This window comes from Aminobacter niigataensis, from assembly GCF_014200015.1.
GTDB classification, from domain to species: Bacteria; Pseudomonadota; Alphaproteobacteria; order Rhizobiales; family Rhizobiaceae; genus Aminobacter; species Aminobacter niigataensis.
Genome location: NZ_JACHOT010000003.1, coordinates 132,423 through 152,442, shown reverse-complemented (window position 1 = coordinate 152,442; position 20,020 = coordinate 132,423). Strand labels below are relative to the sequence as shown.

At 63.2% G+C, this 20,020-nt stretch carries 19 protein-coding genes; 15 read left to right on the top strand and 4 right to left on the bottom strand.

Going from position 1 to position 20,020, the window contains the following annotated elements:
- Positions 1-187 precede the first annotated feature (187 nt).
- The 6 genes from GGQ99_RS13745 (at position 188) to GGQ99_RS13720 (ending at position 5,350) form a co-directional block, all read left to right on the top strand.
- On the top strand, positions 188-1,309 hold the full coding sequence (locus GGQ99_RS13745) for a hypothetical protein (RefSeq protein ID WP_183262975.1): 1,122 nt from the start codon (positions 188-190) through the stop codon (positions 1,307-1,309).
- 224 nt (positions 1,310-1,533) lie between these two features.
- Positions 1,534-2,205, top strand: a complete 672-nt coding sequence (locus tag GGQ99_RS13740; protein ID WP_183262974.1) for an amino acid ABC transporter permease — start codon at positions 1,534-1,536, stop codon at positions 2,203-2,205.
- Complete coding sequence (locus tag GGQ99_RS13735; RefSeq protein ID WP_183262973.1) at positions 2,205-2,876, top strand: amino acid ABC transporter permease; 672 nt, start codon at positions 2,205-2,207, stop codon at positions 2,874-2,876. The genes GGQ99_RS13740 and GGQ99_RS13735 overlap by 1 nt, the downstream gene beginning before the upstream one ends.
- A complete protein-coding gene (locus tag GGQ99_RS13730) occupies positions 2,876-3,607 on the top strand; it encodes an amino acid ABC transporter ATP-binding protein (RefSeq protein ID WP_108605538.1) in 732 nt (243 codons plus the stop codon). The genes GGQ99_RS13735 and GGQ99_RS13730 overlap by 1 nt, the downstream gene beginning before the upstream one ends.
- Position 3,608: 1 nt before the next feature.
- Positions 3,609-4,532, top strand: a complete 924-nt coding sequence (locus GGQ99_RS13725; RefSeq protein ID WP_183262972.1) for an isoaspartyl peptidase/L-asparaginase — start codon at positions 3,609-3,611, stop codon at positions 4,530-4,532.
- A 20-nt stretch (positions 4,533-4,552) separates the two neighbouring features.
- Entirely contained in the window at positions 4,553-5,350 is a 798-nt protein-coding gene (locus GGQ99_RS13720; protein ID WP_183262971.1) for a transporter substrate-binding domain-containing protein, read from the top strand.
- Between the two features lie 53 nt (positions 5,351-5,403).
- Here the strand turns inward: GGQ99_RS13720 and GGQ99_RS13715 are convergent, their stop codons facing one another.
- Positions 5,404-6,402: a LacI family DNA-binding transcriptional regulator gene (locus GGQ99_RS13715; protein WP_183262970.1), complete on the bottom strand. Its 999-nt coding sequence runs from the start codon at positions 6,400-6,402 to the stop codon at positions 5,404-5,406.
- A gap of 86 nt (positions 6,403-6,488) precedes the next feature.
- On the opposite strand from GGQ99_RS13715, the gene GGQ99_RS13710 reads away from it, so the two are divergent.
- Both GGQ99_RS13710 and GGQ99_RS13705 read left to right on the top strand, forming a co-directional pair.
- The gene (locus GGQ99_RS13710; protein ID WP_183262969.1) at positions 6,489-7,403 is read left to right on the top strand and encodes an ROK family protein; all 915 of its coding nucleotides are present in this window, start codon (positions 6,489-6,491) and stop codon (positions 7,401-7,403) included.
- Positions 7,396-8,127, top strand: a complete 732-nt coding sequence (locus GGQ99_RS13705) for a copper homeostasis protein CutC (protein ID WP_183262968.1) — start codon at positions 7,396-7,398, stop codon at positions 8,125-8,127. The genes GGQ99_RS13710 and GGQ99_RS13705 overlap by 8 nt, the downstream gene beginning before the upstream one ends.
- On the opposite strand, the gene GGQ99_RS13700 is transcribed toward GGQ99_RS13705, so the two are convergent.
- Genes GGQ99_RS13700 through GGQ99_RS13690 form a run of 3 tightly spaced genes read right to left on the bottom strand, consistent with a single transcriptional unit; the run spans position 8,124 to position 12,968 of the window.
- Positions 8,124-9,680, bottom strand: a complete 1,557-nt coding sequence (locus GGQ99_RS13700) for a SpoVR family protein (protein ID WP_183262967.1) — start codon at positions 9,678-9,680, stop codon at positions 8,124-8,126. The two genes, GGQ99_RS13705 and GGQ99_RS13700, sit on opposite strands and share 4 nt — an antisense overlap.
- A 9-nt stretch (positions 9,681-9,689) precedes the next feature.
- Entirely contained in the window at positions 9,690-11,006 is a 1,317-nt protein-coding gene (locus GGQ99_RS13695; RefSeq protein ID WP_183262966.1) for a YeaH/YhbH family protein, read from the bottom strand.
- Between the two features lie 12 nt (positions 11,007-11,018).
- Complete coding sequence (locus tag GGQ99_RS13690; RefSeq protein ID WP_108605530.1) at positions 11,019-12,968, bottom strand: PrkA family serine protein kinase; 1,950 nt, start codon at positions 12,966-12,968, stop codon at positions 11,019-11,021.
- Between the two features lie 406 nt (positions 12,969-13,374).
- Here GGQ99_RS13690 and GGQ99_RS13685 point away from each other — a divergent pair, with 406 nt between their 5' ends.
- From GGQ99_RS13685 to GGQ99_RS13655, 7 genes are all read left to right on the top strand, one after another.
- On the top strand, positions 13,375-13,812 hold the full coding sequence (locus tag GGQ99_RS13685) for an OsmC family protein (protein WP_183262965.1): 438 nt from the start codon (positions 13,375-13,377) through the stop codon (positions 13,810-13,812).
- A 123-nt stretch (positions 13,813-13,935) separates the two neighbouring features.
- A complete protein-coding gene (locus GGQ99_RS13680; protein ID WP_108605529.1) occupies positions 13,936-14,886 on the top strand; it encodes a sugar-binding transcriptional regulator in 951 nt (316 codons plus the stop codon).
- A 201-nt stretch (positions 14,887-15,087) separates the two neighbouring features.
- Positions 15,088-16,398 carry an ABC transporter substrate-binding protein gene (locus GGQ99_RS13675; protein WP_183262964.1) on the top strand — a complete coding sequence of 437 codons (1,311 nt, stop codon included), beginning with the start codon at positions 15,088-15,090 and terminating at the stop codon, positions 16,396-16,398.
- A 93-nt stretch (positions 16,399-16,491) separates the two neighbouring features.
- Complete coding sequence (locus tag GGQ99_RS13670) at positions 16,492-17,364, top strand: carbohydrate ABC transporter permease (protein ID WP_108609556.1); 873 nt, start codon at positions 16,492-16,494, stop codon at positions 17,362-17,364.
- A 10-nt stretch (positions 17,365-17,374) separates the two neighbouring features.
- Complete coding sequence (locus tag GGQ99_RS13665; protein ID WP_183262963.1) at positions 17,375-18,199, top strand: carbohydrate ABC transporter permease; 825 nt, start codon at positions 17,375-17,377, stop codon at positions 18,197-18,199.
- A 21-nt stretch (positions 18,200-18,220) separates the two neighbouring features.
- Positions 18,221-19,219 (top strand): ABC transporter ATP-binding protein, encoded by a 999-nt coding sequence (locus GGQ99_RS13660; protein ID WP_183262962.1) that lies wholly within the window; start codon positions 18,221-18,223, stop codon positions 19,217-19,219.
- The gene (locus GGQ99_RS13655; RefSeq protein ID WP_183262961.1) at positions 19,216-19,992 is read left to right on the top strand and encodes an L-iditol 2-dehydrogenase; all 777 of its coding nucleotides are present in this window, start codon (positions 19,216-19,218) and stop codon (positions 19,990-19,992) included. Before GGQ99_RS13660 ends, GGQ99_RS13655 begins: the two co-directional genes overlap by 4 nt.
- The last annotated feature ends 28 nt before the right edge of the window (positions 19,993-20,020 follow it).

Genomic DNA, 20,020 nt, shown 5'->3' with positions numbered 1-20,020 from the left:
CCACGGCGTGTGGCCATGGCGGTCGCCAATGCATGCCGCCACACCATGTGGCGGCGTGCGGAGCGCCGGGCAATCGCGCCACAAAGCGTTTCACGCTGCAACACATAGTGGCTGGCGGGCATATGGCCGGAACCTAATGTGGCGTGGGCTTGATTCGATCTTTGCACCGAGAGAGGGAGAAAATCCGGTGAAATACAGCAGGAAGCTTCTTGTCAGCGCGGCCTCTGCGCTCGCGATCAGCGCTTTGCCGGTCAAGCTCGACCTTGGGGCCGGCGTTGGCATCGCCAAGACCTCAGCCTATGCCAAGAGCGAGAATGGTGGCGGTAACGGAGGTGGCAACGATCGGGGCAACAGCGGTGGCAAGGGCGGTGGCTCGTCCAATGGCAAGTCGGCGTCCGCAGCCGGCAAGACCAGATCGGGCGGCAGTGTCCAGACTGCTTCCGCAGGTGGGCTGATGAAATCGTTGTTCGGCGGTGGGCAGACCAAGAAGGCGGCCGCCACCGGCGCAAAGCGCACGACGCCGAAGAATGCCAAGGCAAATCAGAAGCCGAAGTCTGTGGCCAAAGTCCTGCCGGCTTCCGTGGAGGTTCCGGCGGTGAAGCCGGTCAAGGAAAAGAACCTGAATGCCCGCCTGGCCGGCCTCAATTCCCTCAAGCGGAATTACCACGCCTATCTGAATTCGCAGTCGCCGCGCATGGCTCTCGTCAGGGAGTATGTGCTCAATTCCGCCAAGGCGGATCTGGCAGCGGAGGCGCTTGCCGCTGCGGCCGAAAAGGCAGCACTGGCGCAGACTGCCTTCGACGCGGCCATCGCTGCCATCGAGCCATTTGACGGCAGTGCTCCGATCGCCGATCCGACGACGGATGCGCTGCAGGCGCGCCTTGATGAGTTGAACGGTCTGGAGCTCCCGGCCGATCCGTCGGAGCTCGACGCGTTCAATGCCGAGAAGCAGGCCTTGGCCGATGCAATCGCCGCTGCCGATGACCTGGCAGCCGCCGATCAGGCCGCAGACGATGCCCAGGCTACCGCTGATGCGGCGGCCGAAGGGACGACGGAAGCGGATCTGAGGGAAGCCCTGCTGGCGGCAGCCAATCCCAACCGCGTTGCCGAATATGGCGACGACTATCTGAACGACGACGTGATGGATTGGGCCAAGGATGTTCTCGGCGTCGGCGAGGCTTACGGCAAGATCGATGAGATCAAGGCTACGCTGCCGACAGAGACTGCGGCTGCGGCGCCAGAGCCCGAGCTTGAGCCGGTGATAGTGGTCGAGCCGGCTCCGGAGCCTGTCCTGGTGCCGGCTAACTGAAGCGGTTCCCCAGGTACTGCCGGTCATAAGCGTCCAGCCGCCGCCGGTTCGCCCGGCGGCTGTCGCTTTCTAGGCTGCGAACGCGGCATCAGCGCACAGTTCAGGTGCCGCGCGACCCTTCGCTCATCGTGTGAAAAAGCAGATTTGCAGATCGCCCGGGCGTTGACATCGGGTTGGTCGTTTTGCAAAGTGAAACCGGTTTCACTCTTGGGAACGAGCCCCGCTTGAAGTTCGACCTGTCGATCCTCGCCAAGCACATCCCCTTCCTGCTGGAAGGGGCGTGGCTGACGCTGCAGGCCTGTACGCTTGCCGTGATCGGTTCCCTTGTGCTCGGCCTTGCCGTCGGTGCGATGCGGACATCGGCCTCGCCGCTGCTCAACAGGGTCGCTGCGATCTATGTCGATATCTTCCGCAATATCCCCTTCATCGTGCAGCTGTTCTTCTTCTATTTCGGCCTGCCGGAGATCGGCATCTACATCGACGCCTTCACCACCGGCGTCGTTGCGCTTTCTATCGCCGGCGGCGCCTTCACTTCCGATGTCATCCGCTCGGGCATCCTGGCAATCGACCCGGGCGTCATCGAGGCAGCGCAGGTCAGTGGGCTGAGGAAGAGTACAATCTTCCGCAAGATCATCCTGCCGATTGCCCTGCGCGCCTCGATCCGGCCGCTCGGATCGGTGTTCATCAACCTGATCCTGACCTCGTCGATCCTGTCGACGATCACGCTCAACGAGTTGACCGGCTCGGCCAAGATCGTGGCATCGAACACGTTCAGGCCGTTCGAGGTCTATTTCGTCTTGCTCGTCGCCTACGCCGCGCTGACCTATGCCGTATCGATCCTCATCGGCATGCTGCACCGCCATCTCAACCGCCACCAGCAAGAGGGAGCGGTCTGATGCGTTACGGGGACTTCACGCCGTTCGACATAGTCCTTCTGTTGCAAGGCCTTGGTGTCTCGCTGGCATTGTTCGTCTCGACCGCGCTGATCGGCCTCGTCATCGGCACGGCCTGGGCAGTGATCCGCTTCTACCGCGTGCCGGTGCTGATGCAGATCGTTACCTTCGTCGCCGAGCTGCTCAAGAACTCGCCGGTGCTGGTGCAGCTGTTTTTGGTGTTCTTCGGCCTGCCGGCCTTCTTCAAGATCAATGTCACACCGACCGAAGCCGCTGTCATCACGCTGTCCGGCAATAGTGCTGCCTTCATCTATGTCATCGCGGTTTCAGCCATCGAGTCCGTCGGCCGCGACCAGATCGAGGCGGCGCGTGTCTTCGGCCTCACCCGCTGGCAGACCCTGCGCTGGGTCATCGCACCGCAGGCCGCGGCCTTTGCCATCGGCCCGCTCACCGGCCTCCTGGTCAACCAGCTGCAGGTCACCTCGCTGATCTCGGTGATCGGCGTCATGGACCTGACCAAGGTCGGCAACATCCTCAACCTGCGCACGCTCAAGCCGTTCCTCGTCTGGACCGCCGTCGGCGCGCTCTACTACCTGACCGCAAAGCTGGTCGCCTACGCCGGAGGCCGTTTTGAAAAGCGGCTCAGGGCGCACACGGCATGGAGAGGTCTCTGATGATCAGCGTATCGGGCCTACGCAAATCCTTTGGCGCCGCCACTGTGCTCGACGGCGTCGACCTCGAAATCCGCCAGGGCGAGGTCGTTTCGGTGCTCGGCTCGTCCGGCTCGGGCAAGTCGACGCTGATCCGCTGCATCAACGGGCTGGAAAAGATCGACGCCGGCAAGATCACGGTCGACGGATTCGACGTTTCGAAGCCGCGCGAGCTGAGCGAGGCTCGCAAGCGCTCGGGCACGGTGTTCCAGCTGTTCAATCTCTATCCGCACATGACCGCGGTGCAGAACATCGCACTCGCGCCGGTCGAGGTGCTGAAGGTGCCGCGCAAGCAGGCCGAGACCGAAGCACGCGAGCTGTTGCAGTCGGTCGGGCTGACCGATCGTGCCGACGCCTATCCCTCGCAGCTGTCCGGCGGCCAACGCCAGCGCGTCGGCATCTGCCGGGCGCTCGCGATGAAGCCGAGCTACCTCCTGCTCGACGAGGTCACCAGCGCGCTCGATCCCGAGATGACGTCAGAAGTACTGTCGATCCTGGCCAAGCTCGCCAAGGGCGGCACGACGATGGTGTTCGTCACCCACGAGATTGAATTCGCGCGCTCCATCTCCTCGCGCATCGCCTTCCTCGACAAGGGCACGCTCATCGCCGACCTGCCGACCGAAGAGTTCTTCTCCGACAAGGGCATGGCGCTGCCGCGCGTGGCTCAATTCCTCTCCAAGATGCGTAAAGACTGAAATGATCCTGCTTGCCAATTCCGAGGCCTGGCCCGGCTTCTCCAAGAGTGTCGAACTGCTGAAGGGCGGTAGCCATGGCATCGACGCCATGGTCGCCGGCATCGGCGAGGTCGAGCGCGAGGTCAAGGTCCGCTCGGTCGGCTTCGGCGGCTGGCCGAACATGCTTGGCCGGATGGAATTCGACGCCGGCGTCATGGACGGCACGACGCGTGAAGTGGGCTCGGTCGGCGCTGTGCCCGACACCATTCCGGTGGCAGCCCTTGCCCATGAAGTGATGAAGCGCCTGCCGCATGTCATGCTGACCGGCGACGGCGCCCGCCGCTTCGCCACCGAGATCGGCTTCGCCCACGACGAGACGCTCTACGAAGAGAGCAAGCGCGTCTGGTGGAAGCGGCTGGAAAAGGAGCTTTCGCCGGAAGAACTGGCGAAGTTCCCCGACATTCCGCTTGCCCCGCTCAGCCGCACCATCACCGACCCGGAGCGCGTGCGCGACACCACCGTGTTCCTGTCGCAGGACAGCCTTGGCGGGCTCAACGTCGTGACCTCGACGTCAGGCTGGGCGTGGAAATATCCGGGCCGCCTCGGCGACTCCCCGATTCCCGGCGCCGGCTTCTACGCCGACAGCCGCTTCGGTGCCGCCGCCTGCACCCACACCGGCGAGATGACCATGCGCTGTGGCACAGCGCGCACCATCGTGCTCGCCATGCGGCTGGGCTATTCGCTCGACGCGGCTATTGCGCTCGCCATCGAGGAGTTGCGCGAGCTGAAGAGCGGCTTCCTTGCCGGCGTCGTCATCCATGCGCTTGACGCCAAGGGCAACCACAAGGTCGTCAGCCTGAATTGCGAAGAGCAGATCAAATACTGGTTCTGGGACACCAATCTGCCCGAACCGGAACATCGCTTCGCCGAACCGTTCACATCCTAGAAACCCGAGGGAGAGGGAAAATGAAGAACCTGATGACGAAACTGGCCGGCATGGCGCTGGCAGTCGGTCTTGCCGCCACCGGCGCTGCCCAGGCCGGCAAGATCGACGAGATCCGCGAGCGCGGCACCGTCCGCATCGGCGTGTCGCTCGGCGGCGAGCCGATCGGCTTCCGCGATGACCAGAACAACCCGGTCGGCTATGACGTCGATGTCGCCACCATGCTCGCCGAAAAACTCGGCGTGCCGGTCGAGTTCGTCGACGTGTCGGGCGACGCCCGCATCTCGATGCTGGTTTCGGGCCAGATCGACATCGCCGTCGCCAACACCTCGGCGACGCTCGAGCGCGCCAAGTCGGTCGATTTCTCGATTCCTTACAACCGTGCCGGCCTGCGCATCATCGTCCAGAAGGACGCCGGCATCACCTCGCTCGAAGGCCTCGCCGGCAAGAAGATCGTCGTCGGCCGCGGCTCGACGGGCGAGACCTTCATCAAGAACGCGGCACCCCAGGCCGAGCTAGTCTACACCGACAACTTCTCGCCGGAAGGCGTGCTGCTGCTGCAGCAGAAGCGTGTCGATGCGGCCATCGAGGACTCCTCGCTGCTCGACTATCTCGCCACCAAGAACGAAAACCTGGTGACGCTGCCGGGCCTCCACTCCAACGACCCGATCGGCATCGCTGTCGCCAAGGGTGACGAAGGCTTCGTTCGCTGGATCGACATGTTCGTGTCGGATTACATCCAGAGCGGCGCTTACGAGACCAACTACAAGAAGTGGTGGGGCGAAACCGCCAACCCGCCGGCGCTGACCCCGCTCTGGTAGGATAAGGCCGAGGCAGCGGGCGGGCAGGGCGATCCGGCCTGCCCGTTTTGCATTCAGGACGTCGCGCGCGGCACGAAAAAGGTTGGCACCGTCACGTCGGCATTGCCGTCGGCGAATTCGCCCGGTCGGGTGAGGAAACGCAGAATCTCACCGACATAGGCTTTCTTGTCGTAGCCGATGGACGAGATCGGATAGGCCTCGAAGTCGGTCAGCGACAGATTGTCGAAGCCATAGAGTCTGAAGCGACTGGGTTGGTTTTGCGGGAACGCATCGCGATGAACGTCCATCACGCCCATCGCCATGGCGTCCGACGTGCAGAACACCGCGTCGATATCGGGCCAGTCGCCCGACTGCGCCATCTGCCGGCCGCTGGCGTAGGAATAGTCGCCGCGCAGTTCGGCAACGAGCCGGATGCCGTGGCGCTGCATCTCGGCCTTGTAGGCGGCGACGCGGATCTGTTCGACGGGCGAGGACACACGGCCGGTGACAAGCGCAGCCGTGCCGATCCCCTTGCCGGCGGCGTCGGCCACCGCTTCGGCGATGCCGATGGCCTCGTCGGGAACGACCGAGGGCGAAGAGCCGTCATGCATGCCGTTGAGCATCAAGACGTCGTCGCTGCGGAACATCTTGCGCACGCTTTCGGCGTCGGCGAAGTCGGAGAACACCAGTGCCGCATCGACATGGTAGGCGACGCCGTTGCGCAGGAATTCCTCGATGCGCTCGACCGAGCCGACGCGCAGGAAGATGACCTGCTTGCCGATCGACTGGATTTCGCCGATCAGAAGGTCGAACAGGTCGAGGTCGGAGAAATCGTGGATGTGGTTGACGATGACCGCGATGAGATTGACGGTCTTGGTGGTCAGGCTGCGCGCCAGCAGATTGGGCTTGAAGCCGAGCTTCTCTGCTGCTTCAAGCACACGCGCCCGCTTGTCGGCCGACACCGGGCGGCTTTCGCTCGACAGCGCCCGCGAGGCGATGGCGCGCGAGACGCCGGCAAGCTCGGCGACATCGGCGATGGTCGGCGAGGTGCGTCGTTTGCGCGAACTGTCCATTGCTGCCTTTGCGAAGTGTCGGTCTGGAAATCCAGGCGTCCCGGCCGGGGCGTCCCGCCGCAGAATTTCTTTCGGGAACTGATTTGATGATTACCTGCTTCGACATTGGCGGTTCAACGATAAAAAGCGCCCGCGCCCGCTCGGCCGGCGAAATCGAGATCATCGACAGGGTAGCGACGCCGCTCGACGACTTTCAGGCCTTCGCCTCCGTGCTCGCCGAGCGCGTTGCAGCGGATAGGGGCCGCACGAAGGGCGTCTCGATCTCCATCGCCGGCGTCGTCGACCCCGCCTCCGGCAGCCTGAAATGCGCCAACATCCCGTGCCTCGACGGCCGGCTGATCGCAGCCGATCTCGAGCGCGTCATCGGCCTGCCGGTCAGGATCGCCAATGATGCCGACTGCTTTGCGCTGGCCGAGGCGACCAGTGGCGCCGGCAAGGGCCACCGCAACGTCTTCGGCGTCATCCTGGGCACCGGCGTTGGCGGCGGGCTCGTCATCGATGGCCGCATAGTTGCTGGCGCCGGCGGCTATGCCGGCGAGTGGGGCCACGGCAAGGCGCTGCAGACGCGTGTCGGCCAGCCGCCGGTCGAGGTGCCGCATTTCGCCTGCGGCTGCGGCCAGTCCGGCTGCGTCGACACCATCGGCGGCGCGCGCGGCATGGAGAAGCTGCACCATTTGCTCTGCGGCGAGCTATTGTCGAGCACCGAGGTCATAGACCGCTGGCTCTCGGGCGAGGCCAGGGCGAGCCGTACCATCGACATCTATCTCGAACTGGTCGGCGTGCCTTTGGCCCTGACGCTCAACATCATCGGCTCGTCCGTCGTTCCGGTCGGTGGCGGGCTTTCCAACGTGCCCGAACTAATCGCTGCACTCGACAATGAGGTGCGCGGACGTACGCTCAGGCGGGCCCAGAGCCCGCTGCTGGTCAAGGCAACACTGACCACGGAGCCGGGCCTGATCGGTGCTGCCGCCCTCGGCCTCCAGGAGATCGCCAATGTCTGAGAACATCCTGCTCGAGGTCTGCGTCGACAGCCCCGAGGGCCTCGCCTCAGCGATCGCTGGCGGCGCTGACCGCATCGAGCTTTGCGCGGCGCTGGAGACCGGTGGCCTCACCCCGTCGCCCGGCCTGATGGCGCTTGCGGCCAAGGCGCCGATCCCGGTCTACGCGATGATCCGCACGCGGCCCGGCGACTTCGTCTACGCCGACAACGACATGGCAGCACTGCTGGCCGACGTCGACGCCGTGCGTGCTGCCGGTCTGGCGGGCGTCGTACTTGGCGCCAGCCATGTCGATGGCAGCCTCGACCGCGAGGTTCTGGCTAGGCTGGCTGCACATGCCCGGGGGCTGGGCATGACGCTGCATCGCGCTTTCGATCTCGCCGGTCCCGACTTTGCGCCGGCCATCGACCTCGCCGTCGAACTGGGCTTCGAGCGCATCCTCACCTCGGGTGGCGAAACGACGGCGCTGCAGGGGCTGGGCGCGCTGGCAGCCTGCTTTGCCCATGCCGGCGACCGCATCGCCGTCATGCCGGGCTCGGGCGTCAATCTCGAAACCCTCGGCGCCATCAAGGCGCGGCTGCCCTTCCGCGAAATTCATTCTTCCTGCTCGGTGGTGGCAGATGGGCCAAGCGGCAAGGCGCTGGAACTCGGCTTCGTCTCGCCGCGGCCGAAGCACACGGATGCTGACATCGTGCGCAAGATGAGGGCTGCGCTGGACAGGATTTAGGTCTTCTCGCCCAAATCCTTGGTCGAGATTTCGTAGAGCGTCTTGTCGGTCGTATCGTCGATGCCGACCATGCTGACTTCGTGGCCCCAGAGCCGCTGGATATAGCGCAGCGTCTCGTTGCGCGTGTCTTCCTGCAGCGTGGTGCCGTGGTGGACCGTGTGCTTGATGCGCAGCTTGCGGTCGCCCTTGAGATCGGCGTCGATCGCCTGGATGTCTGGTTGCGTCACCCCGACATCGTAGTTGTCGGCGAGCCGCGAGCGCACGCGTTCGTAGCCGCGTTCGTCGTGGATCGCCGTTACCTCGTAATAGGGGTCCGAGGCTTCTTCCTGCAATGAGAACAGCCGCATGTCGCGGATCAGCGCTGGGCTCAGGAACTGCCGGATGAAGGACTCGTCGCGGTGTGTTGCCCATGCGTCCAGCAGCGTGCCGCACCAGTCGCCATTGCCGGCAAAGTCCGGGAACCAGTCGCGATCTTCGGCAGTAGGCGTCGTGCAGATGCGCTGGATGTCGCGCATCATGTTGAAGCCAAGCGTGTAGGGGTTGAGGCCGCCGTAACGCGGATCGTCGAAGGAGGGCTGGAACACCACGTTGGAGTGGTTCTGCAGCACCTCCAGCATCGTGCCTTCGCTGATCTGGCCCTTGTCGAACAGGCGATTCATGATCGTGTAGTGCACGAAAGTGGCACAGCCTTCGTTCATCACCTTGGTCTGACGCTGCGGGTAGAAATATTGCGCGATGACGCGGACGATGCGCAGGATCTCCCTTTGCCAGGCCTTGAGCACCGGGCTGTATTTCTCCAGGAAATAGAGCAGGTTTTCCTCGGGATATTCGATCGCCGACTGCCGCTCCGACATGTCGGTCTCGACCTCGCGCGGCGCTTCGGCTTCCGTTGCTTGCGGCAGTGTCCGCCACAGGTCGCTGAAGGTCCTTTCCTCATGCTCCAGCCGCTCGCGGATGCGCGCCTGCTCCCTTTCGACCGACAGGCGTGGGCGCCGGCGATAGCGGAACACCGCCTGCGGCATCAGCGAATGGGCGGCGTCCAGAACGGCTTCCACCGCGGCCGGGCCATAGCGTTCTTCGCAACGCGCAATGTAGCTCTTGGCGAACTCCATATAGGCGAGGATGGCGCCCGCATCGGTCCACTGCTGGAACAGGTAGTTGTTCTTGAAGAAGTGGTTGTGGCCGAACGAGGCGTGCGCGATGACCAGCGTCTGCAACGCCATGGTGTTCTCTTCCATGAGGTAGGTGATGCAGGGATTGGAATTGATCACCAGCTCATAGGCGAGCCCCATGCGCCCTTTGCGGTAGAGGTTCGATTCGTGGACGAAATGTTTGCCGAAGGACCAGTGCTGGTACATCAGCGGCATGCCGATCGAGGAATAGGCGTCGAGCATCTGCTCGGATGAGATCACCTCGATCTGGTTGGGGTAGAAGTCGAGGCGAAGTTCGTCGACCGCGATCTCCTTGATCGCGTCATAGGCGCGCGACAGGTCGTCGAAGTTCCAGTCGGAACTGGTGAAGAGCAGTTGGGAGCTTTTTGCGCGATTCTCCACGTGGTGTCCTCATCCGCGTTTTGCCGGCGCCGGTGCCTTGGCGAACAACTCATGAAAGACGGGATAGATGTCGGATGGCTTGGCGATGCGCGTCATCGCGAAATTCGGCCACTCGGCGCTGACCTCGCGATAGGCGTTCCATAGCGACGTGCCGTTGTCGGCATGGCGGAACATCTCGCTTTCGCGCTCGTCGATGATCTCGACATAGGCGTAGTACTGGCAGAGCCGCATCAGCGTCTTGTCGAGTATCGACACGCAGCGCTCGGAGTCGTTGGGGATGTTGTCGCCGTCCGAAGCCTGCGCCGCGTAGATGTTCCAGTCCTTGCTCGGGTAGCGCTCGCGGATGACGCGCAGCATCTCCTCCAGCGCGGTGGAAACGACAGTGCCGCCGCTTTGGGTGCTGTAGAAGAAGGTGTCCTCGTCGACCTCCGAGGCCTCGTGCGTGTGGCGAATGAAGACGATGTCGGTCTTTTCGTAGCGGCGCTTGAGAAACAGGTGCAGCAGCACGAAGAAGCGCTTGGCGAGATCCTTCTCGCGTTCGCCCATCGAGCCCGAGACGTCCATCAGGCAGAACATCACCGCATTGGCGTTGGGTACCGGCTGTGGCTCGAACCGATTGAAGCGGATGTCGATGGGATCGATATAAGGGATCAGCTTGCGGCGCCGCGCCAGTGTCGCCAGATCGACGCGCAGTACGGCGATACGTTGCTGAGTGGCGGCGCTTGGCCGCCTCTCACCCTCCAGCTTCTTGAGTTCCGCCGCGAGTTCGTCGATTTCGGCCTGCTTTGGCCGCCTCAGCGCGATACGCCGGCCGAAGCTGTTGAACATCGTGCGCCCGACGCTGATGCTGGTCGGGTTGCCGCTCATCGTAAAGCCGGCCCGGCGCGGCCGGAAGGTCACGACTTCCTTGAGGTTGTGCTTGACCAGGTCGGGCAGTTCGAGGTCCTCGAAAAACAGGTCGAGCACCTCCCCACGCGACAGGACGAACTGGAAATCGTCCGCGCCGTCGCCCGAGGATGAGGGGTCCGAGCCCTTGCCGCCGCCGGCTGCCGGGCGCGGGATTCGGTCGCCCGTGCCGAAGGTCTTGTTGCCGGGAAGCACGTCCTCCCGGTGGCCGGAATGCGGCGCGCGCTGGAACGTCGGCTCGCTGATGCCCTTGCGGGGGATCGGGATGATCTGGTCCTGGTCCGCCGTCTCGATCTTGCCGGACCTGACCCGGTCGTTGATCGCACGTTTCAGTTCGTCACGAGCGCGCCTCAGGAAACGCTGCCTGTTGCCAAGGCTCTTGTCCTTGGGGTTGAGGCGCCGATCGATGAAGTTCGGCATGTGTGTCCCCGATCAGCCCGCCTTGTTAACCCGCATGTACCAGTCGACGAGTCGCCGGACCTGGCGCTGCGTGTAGCCGCGCTCGGTCATGCGCTCGACGAATTCGGCATGCTGTTTCTCGGTCGTGCTGTCGCGCTTGGCGCCGAAGCTGATGACAGGCAAGAGGTCCTCGACCTGGCCGAACATGCGCTTCTCGATCACCTCCCGCAGCTTCTCGTAGCTGGTCCATGACGGGTTGCGGCCATTGTTCTTGGCGCGCGCCCTCAGCGTGAACTTCACCACCTCGTTGCGGAAGTCTTTCGGGTTGGCGATGCCGGCAGGCTTCTCGATCTGCGACAGCTCGGAATCGAGGATGCCGCGATTGAGGATCTGGCCGGTGTCGGGGTCCTTGTAGTCCTGGTCCTCGATCCACGCGTCGGCATAGGCGATGTAGCGATCGAACAGGTTCTGGCCGTACTCGCTGTAGGATTCGAGATAGGCCTTCTGGATCTCGTGGCCGATGAACTCGGCATAGCGCGTGGCGATCTCCGACTTGATGAAATCGAGATAGGACTGCTCGATCTCATTGGGGAACTGCTCGCGCTTGATCGCCTGTTCGAGCACATACATCAGATGCACCGGGTCGGCGGCGATCTCCTTGGTGTCGTAGTTGAACGTCTCCGACAGCACCTTGAAGGCAAAGCGCGTGCTGACGCCGTTCATGCCTTCGTCGACGCCGGCGGCGTCGCGATATTCCTGCATCGACTTGGCCTTGGGGTCGACGTCCTTGAGGTTCTCGCCGTCATAGACGCGCATCTTGGTGTAGAGCGGCGAGTTTTCGTGTTCGGCCAGCCGGGTCGACACCGTGAAGCGGCTCAATATGTCGAGCACTTCGGGCGCGCAGGGATTGCTCACCAGTTCGCTTTCGCGCAGCAGCTTCTCGTAGATCTGCCGCTCTTCGGTGACGCGCAGGCAGTAGGGCACCTTGACCACCAGGATGCGGTCGAGGAACGCCTCGTTGTTCCTGTTGCTCTTGAACTGCAGCCATTCGGATTCGTTGGAGTGCGCCAGTACGATGCCCTGGTAGGGGAAGGCGCCGAAGCTCTCCGTGCCGTTATAGTTGCTTTCCTGGGTCGCCGTCAGCAGCGGATGCAGCACCTTGATCGGCGCCTTGAACATCTCGACGAATTCCAACAGTCCTTGCGTCGTGCGGTTCAGGCCGCCGCTGTAGGAATAGGCGTCGGGGTCGGCCTGGCTGAAATTCTCAAGCTTGCGGATATCGACCTTGCCGACCAGGGCTGACACGTCCTGGTTGTTCTCGTCGCCGGGCTCGGTCTTGGCTATGCCGATCTGGCGCAGCCGCGACGGCATCAGCTTGACCACGCTGAACTTGGAGACGTCTCCGCCGATTTCTTCGAGCCGCTTGGCCGCCCATGGCGAAATTAGGCCGGTCAGCCGGCGCCGGGCGATGCCATATTTGTCCTCGAGCAGGTCGGCCATGCGATCTGGATGGAACAGGCCAAGGGGTGATTCGAAGACCGGGCTGAGCTGGCCACCGATCTTGAGTGTGTAGATCGGCCGCTCTTCCATCAGCTTCTTCAGCCGTTCGGCGAGTGACGACTTGCCGCCGCCGACGGGGCCGAGCAGGTACAGGATCTGCTTGCGTTCTTCCAGACCTTGCGCGGCGTAGCGGAAGTAGCCGACGATCCGCTCGATCGTGTCTTCCATGCCGTAGAACTCGGCAAATGCCGGATAAAGCTTGATTGTTCGGTTTGCGAAGATGCGCCCCATGCGGGGGTCAGCACTTGTGTCGACCAGCGTGGGGGCGCCGATGGCGTCCACCATTCGCTCCGCTGCCGTGGCATACATGGCCGGCTGGTCGCGGCAGGCGAGCAAATATTGCTGGAGGCTCATCTCCTCGGTTGTCTGACTGCTGTAGATTTCCGAGAAGAGATTGAAGACGTCGGTTTCACGTGTTTGCATGGCACCCTCACAATGCCGAAGTCGGTGGGAGTGTAACACCACTTCGACCTTTTGCCTTCATCTCAACTTCGTTGGTCAGCCAAAGTTCCGCACAGAATGTCGTGATCGCAGATTTAGTTTGCATGCATGGAATTGTGGCGCGGCACTCCGCTTGACGAACCGCGGAGAGGGTCTGTCCATGACGGCGCTTTGCTTGCGCCGAAGTTCAACTTTGGGCTGTTGTCCGGCGATAGGGCGGGCCGCCCGGATATGGCCTGTCCAGTCGATGGATTTGTGAACGCGTCGCCAGTGCTTGGTGTTGAAATCTGCGCCGCGACACAAGGCGGCACTCGACGCTGCGACCTTCGCCCGGTTATGAACTGGGACCGCACGATGGCGGGCAGTTTTGCAGGGAAGGATGGCTGTCATGAAGGCACGCATCAAATGGGTTGAGGATCGCACCTTCGTTGGCCAATCCGGCAGCGGGCACAAGATCGTGCTCGGAACCTCCAAGGAACCGGGCGGCCAGACGCCGGGCCCGAGCCCGATGGAACTGATGCTGATCGGCGCCGGCGGCTGCTCTGCCTACGATGTCGTCCATATCCTGGAGAAGGGCCGCGAGGCGATCGAGGACTGCACCGTCGAGCTCGACGCCGACCGCGCCGACACCGACCCCAAGGTCTTCACCCGCATCCACATGCACTTCGTGGTCAAGGGCCGTGGCCTTGCGGCTGCCAAGGTAGAGCGTGCCGTCAGCCTCTCGATCGAGAAATACTGCTCGGCCTCGGCGATGCTCGCCAAGTCGGCGGTCATCACCCACGATTTCGAAGTCGTCGACACCTCGGCGCCGGCCAGCGCCGGCTGACGGCAACGCTGATCGCTGCCAGTTGCGGCAAAGAGTCGATCCGAGCAAATGCGCGATTGCCGGGCAATTGCGCATTTGCGAAAACCCTGCGAAACTGCCTCGGCAGATGATGAGGCACGACGCATGAGTTCCCGGAGCGAAAACCCAAGGCTCGATGACGCCGCCCGCGCCGGCTGGCTCTATTATGTTGCCGGCAACACCCAGGACCAGATCGCGACAAAGCTCGGCGTCTCGCGCCAGACAGCGCAGCGGCTGGTGTCGCTGGCCATGTCGGAAGGTCTGATCAAGGTTCGTGTCGACCATCCGATCGCCAACTGCCTGGATCTTGCCGCAAGGCTCCGGTCCCGTTTTGCGCTCGACCTTGTCGAGGTCACGCCCAGCGATCCGGATTCGTCGTCGACGACGATCGGCATTGCCCAGGCGGCGGCCGCCGAGATCGAGAAATGGCTGCGCTCGCCCGAGCCGATCGTCATGGCGATCGGCACCGGCCGCACGCTCAAGGCAGCGATCGAACAGCTGCCGCCGATGGAATGCCCGCAGCACAAGGTGGTTTCGCTGACCGGCAACATCTCGCCGGATGGTTCGGCGGCATTCTACAACGTCATCTTCACCATGGCCGACACCATCAAGGCGCGCAGCTTTCCCATGCCTTTGCCGGCCATTGCCTCGTCCTCGGACGAGCGCCGCATGCTGCATGGCCAGCCCTTGATCCAGCCGACGCTGGCGCTTGCGGCCCAGGCCGACGTCACCTTCGTCGGCGTTGGCGACATGGGCCCCCAGGCGCCGCTCTACGAGGACGGCTTCATCACCGAAACCGAACTCAAGGCGCTGCAGAAGGCCGGCGCTGTCGGTGAGATTGTCGGCTGGGCCTTCGACCGCGACGGCAAGCTCATCGACGGCATCACCAACGACCGCGTTGCCTCCGCGCCGCTGCCGTCGCGCGAACGCTCCCTGGTGGTTGCGCTCGCCATGGGCGAGCGCAAGCTGCCCGGCATCCTGGCCGCCGTCACCCGGCGCCTCGTCAACGGCCTGATCACCGACGAGCGTACGGCAGCAGCTTTGCTGGCTGCTTGAACCGAAGCTCCCCAGCCGCGCATTCTAGCGCATAGGCGCTGCGCACGGCTGTGCGCCGTTTCCCTTCATCGCTTCCTGTATCTGCCGCCAATCCGGTGGCTGCGTCGCCGTGTCCAGATTCCTGCTTGACATAAATCACATCGGATGAATAATTGCCCACAGCCAAAGCAAATGCTCACCTTGGCTTTTGGGAGGAATTCGATGAAACTGAACACGCTCTTCCTGGGCCTGTGCGGAGCGAGCGCGCTTGCGTTTGCCGCTCATGCCGAGACCATCACCATCGCCACGGTCAACAATGGCGATATGGTCCGCATGCAGAAGCTGACGGACGACTTCACCGCCAAGAACCCCGATATCCAGCTCGAATGGGTCACGCTCGAAGAGAACGTGCTGCGCGAGCGCGTCACCACCGACATCGCCACCAAGGGTGGCCAGTACGATGTCGTCACCATCGGCAACTACGAGGTTCCGATCTGGGCCAAGCAGCAATGGCTGCTGCCGCTCGACAAGCTCGGTGCCGACTATGACGTGGATGACATCCTGCCTTCCATCCGCGGTGGCATCTCGCTCGATGGCAAATTGTACGCCGCGCCGTTCTACGGCGAGTCGGCGATGATCATGTATCGCAAGGACCTGATGGAGAAGGCCGGGCTCACCATGCCCGAAAAGCCGACCTGGGAATTCATCGCCGACGCAGCGCGCAAGATGACCGACCGCGCCGCCGACATCAACGGCATCTGCCTGCGCGGCAAGGCCGGCTGGGGCGAGAACATGGCCTTGCTGACCGCCATGTCCAACTCCTTCGGTGCGAGCTGGTTCGACGAAAAGTGGCAGCCGCAATTCGACCAGCCTGAATGGAAGAACACGCTCCAGTTCTACGTCGATCTGATGAAGGACGCCGGCCCGCAAGGCGCTTCGTCGAACGGCTTCAACGAGAACCTGACCTTGTTCGGACAGGGCAAATGCGGCATGTGGATCGACGCCACGGTGGCGGCATCCAAGCTGTCGGATCCCAAGGAATCGAGTGTAAGCGACAAGATCGGGTTCGCGATCTTCCCCGATACTGGAAACGGTAATCACGGCAATTGGTTGTGGTCGTGGAATCTGGCCGTTCCCGCCAGTTCGCAAAAGGGCGAAGCAGCACAGAAGTTCGTCTCCTGGGCGACCAGCAAGGGATACACCGAACTCGTCGCGTCCAAGGAAGGTTGGGTCAGCGCACCGCCCGGAACGCGTACTTCGCTATACAACAGTGAGGACTACAAGAAAGCGGCCGCCTTTGCCGGCCCGACGCTGGCGGCAATGGATGCAGCCGACATCACCAAGCCGAGCGTGAAGCCGGTGCCCTACACTGGTGGCCAGTTCGTCGCCATTCCCGAGTTCCAGGGGTTGGGCACGACCGTCGGCCAGCTGTTCTCGGCGGCCCTCGCCGGACAGTCGAGCGTCGATGACGCGCTTGCCGGAGCACAGACCGCAGCGGTCCGCGAGATGACCCGCGCCGGCTACATCAAGTAGGCAGATCCTCCCTGCCTGGCCGTCCGGTCTCCCAGTCCGGACGGCCCCTTTCGGTGACCTGAAACCTCATCTGTTCGAACCGGGGTGATCGCCATGGCTACTCGACAGACCACCACGCTGGCGCGCTTCATGATGGCGCCTTCGGTGATCCTGCTCTTCATCTGGATGATCGTGCCGCTGGCGATGACCTTGTGGTTCTCGTTCCTGAACTACAACCTGCTCAATCCGGCCAATGTCAGCTTCGCCGGCCTGTTCAACTACAAGTTCTTCTACACCGACCCGGCCTTCTTCCAGTCGATCTGGAACACGCTGGTGCTGGTCCTCGGCGTGCTGTTGATCACCGTCATAGGCGGCATCGCGCTGGCGCTGCTACTCGACCAGCCGATGTTCGGCCAGGGCATCGTGCGCATCCTGGTGATCTCGCCGTTCTTCGTCATGCCGCCGGTGGCGGCACTGGTGTGGAAGAACATGATCATGCACCCCGGCTACGGCGTCTTCGCCGACATCGCCAAGTTCTTCGGCGCCCAGCCGGTCGACTGGTTCGCGCAATATCCGCTGTTTTCGATTATCATCATCGTGGCCTGGCAGTGGCTGCCATTCGCGACGTTGATCCTGCTCACCGCGCTGCAGTCGCTCGATGGCGAGCAGAAGGAAGCCGCCGAGATGGACGGCGCCGGCTTCGTCAGCCGCTTCATCTACCTGACGATCCCGCACATCTCGCGCGCCGTCACCGTGGTCATCCTGATCCAGACCATCTTCCTGCTCGGCGTCTATGCGGAAATCCTGGTCACCACCAATGGCGGCCCGGGCTACGCCTCGACCAACCTGCCGTTCCTGATCTACCGCACGGCACTGCTCGGTTACGACGTCGGCGGCGCTTCGGCCGGCGGCATCATTGCGGTCATCCTGGCCAACATCGTCGCCTTCTTCCTGATGCGCGCCGTCGGCAAGAACCTGGATAAGTGAGGAGCAACCCATGGCACGCGCAGTTTCGACCAATCGCAAGATCGGCTTCACCGTGGCCGCCTGGGTGGTTGCCCTGCTGATCTTCTTCCCGATCCTCTACACCATCATCACCAGCTTCAAGTCCGAGACCGAGGCGATCGCCGGCTTCAGCCTGATCCCGTCGGGCACGCTGGAGAGCTACGCCGAGGTCCAGGCGCAGAGCAACTATTTCAAGTTCTTCCTGAATTCGGTGATCATCGCCGTCGGCTCGACCATCCTCGCGCTGGTGGTCGCAGTCCCGGCTGCATGGTCGATGGCGTTTTCGCCGACCAAGCGCACCAAGGACATCCTGATGTGGATGCTCTCCACCAAGATGATGCCCGCGGTCGCCGTGCTGGTGCCGATCTACCTGATTTTCCGCGACACCAACCTGCTCGATACCCGCATCGGCCTCACCGTCATGCTGATGCTGATCAACCTGCCGATCGTCGTCTGGATGCTCTACACCTACTTCCGCGAAATCCCCGGCGAGATCCTCGAAGCCGCGCGCATGGACGGCGCCACCCTGTGGGGCGAGATCGTCTATGTGCTGACGCCGATGGCGGTGCCCGGCATCGCTTCCACCATGCTGCTCAACATCATCCTGGCGTGGAACGAGGCCTTCTGGACGATCCGCTTGACGACCACCAATGCCGCACCGCTGACCGCCTTCATCGCGTCCTTCTCCAGCCCGCAGGGGCTGTTCTGGGCGAAGCTCTCGGCGGCATCGACGCTGGCCATCGCACCGATCCTGATCATGGGCTGGTTCTCCCAGCGCCAGCTCGTCCGCGGCCTGACTTTCGGCGCCGTGAAATAGTCGAACCCGCGGGAGGAAACCATGGGCAATATTGTTCTCAACAAGGTGTCGAAGTCCTTCGGCGCAACCACGATCATCCCCGAGATCGATCTCGAGATCGAAGACGGCGAGTTCGTCGTCTTCGTCGGGCCGTCGGGCTGCGGCAAGTCGACCCTGCTCAGGCTGATCGCCGGGCTGGAGGACACCAGCTCCGGCAAGATCAACATCGATGGCCGCGACGTCACCGGCGAGGCGCCGGCCAAGCGGCGGCTGGCGATGGTGTTCCAGTCCTATGCGCTCTATCCCCACATGACGGTCTACAAGAACATCGCCTTCCCGCTGAAGATGGCGGGCGAGGATGCCGCGGTCATCGACAGGAAGGTCAAGGACGCCGCCCGTGTCCTCAACCTGACCAACTATCTCGAGCGCCGCCCGGGCCAGCTGTCGGGCGGCCAGCGCCAGCGCGTCGCCATCGGCCGCGCCATTGTGCGCCAGCCTTCGGCCTTCCTGTTCGACGAGCCGCTGTCCAACCTCGATGCCGCCTTGCGTGGCACCATGCGGCTGGAGATCAGCGAGCTTCACCACCAGCTCAAGACGACGATGATCTATGTCACCCACGACCAGGTCGAGGCGATGACCATGGCCGACAAGATCGTGGTGCTGAATGCCGGCAACATCGAGCAGGTCGGCTCGCCGATGGAACTCTATAAGACGCCGAAGAACCTGTTCGTCGCAGGTTTCATCGGCTCGCCCAAGATGAACCTGATCAACGGCACTGCTGCTGCCAAGCACGGCGCGACGACCATCGGTGTCAGGCCCGAGCATCTCGGCATCTCCACCACCGCAGGCGAATGGAAGGCGACGGTCGGCGTGGCCGAGCATCTCGGCTCCGACACCTTCCTGCATGTGCATGCGGATGACGTCGGCCCGCTGACCGTCCGTGCCGACGGCGAGATAGGCGTTCACCACGGCGAGACGATCTTCCTCACCCCCAGCCCGCCCAAGATCCACCGTTTCGGAACCGACGGGAGGGCAATGTGAGCGGCAGGCTCGAGGGCAAGTCGGCGCTGATCACGGGCGCTGCGCGCGGCATCGGCCGGGCTTTCGCCGAGGCCTATGTCGGCGAGGGTGCGACAGTCGCCATTGGCGACATCAACCTCGAAGCGGCCGAAAAGACTGCCGCCGAGATCGGCCCGTCGGCCTATGCCGTCAAGCTCGACGTCACCGACCTGAACTCGATAGATCAGGCGATCAAGGCCGTCGAAGCGAGGGCAGGCGGTCTCGACATCCTGGTCAACAACGCAGCACTTTTCGACCTCGCGCCGATCGTCGAGATCGGCAAGGCGAGCTACGACAAGCTGTTTGCGGTCAATGTCGCCGGCACGCTGTTCACCATGCAGGCGGCTGCCCGCTCAATGATCGCTGCCGGACGGGGCGGAAAGATCATCAACATGGCGAGCCAGGCCGGCCGTCGCGGCGAAGCGCTCGTCGCCGTCTACTGCGCCACCAAGGCCGCGGTCATCAGCCTGACCCAGTCGGCCGGGCTCGACCTGATCAAGCACGGCATCAACGTCAATGCCATCGCGCCCGGCGTCGTCGACGGTGAGCATTGGGAACATGTCGACGAGCTGTTCGCCAGATACGAGAACCGGCCGAGAGGCGAGAAGAAGCGCCTTGTCGGCGAGGCCGTTCCCTTCGGCCGCATGGGCACGGCGGAAGACCTCGTTGGCATGGCGATTTTTCTCGCCGGGCCGGAGAGCCAATACATCGTCGCCCAGACCTACAACGTCGATGGCGGCAACTGGATGAGTTGAATTCAGCGCTCCTCTCCCCGTTTACGGG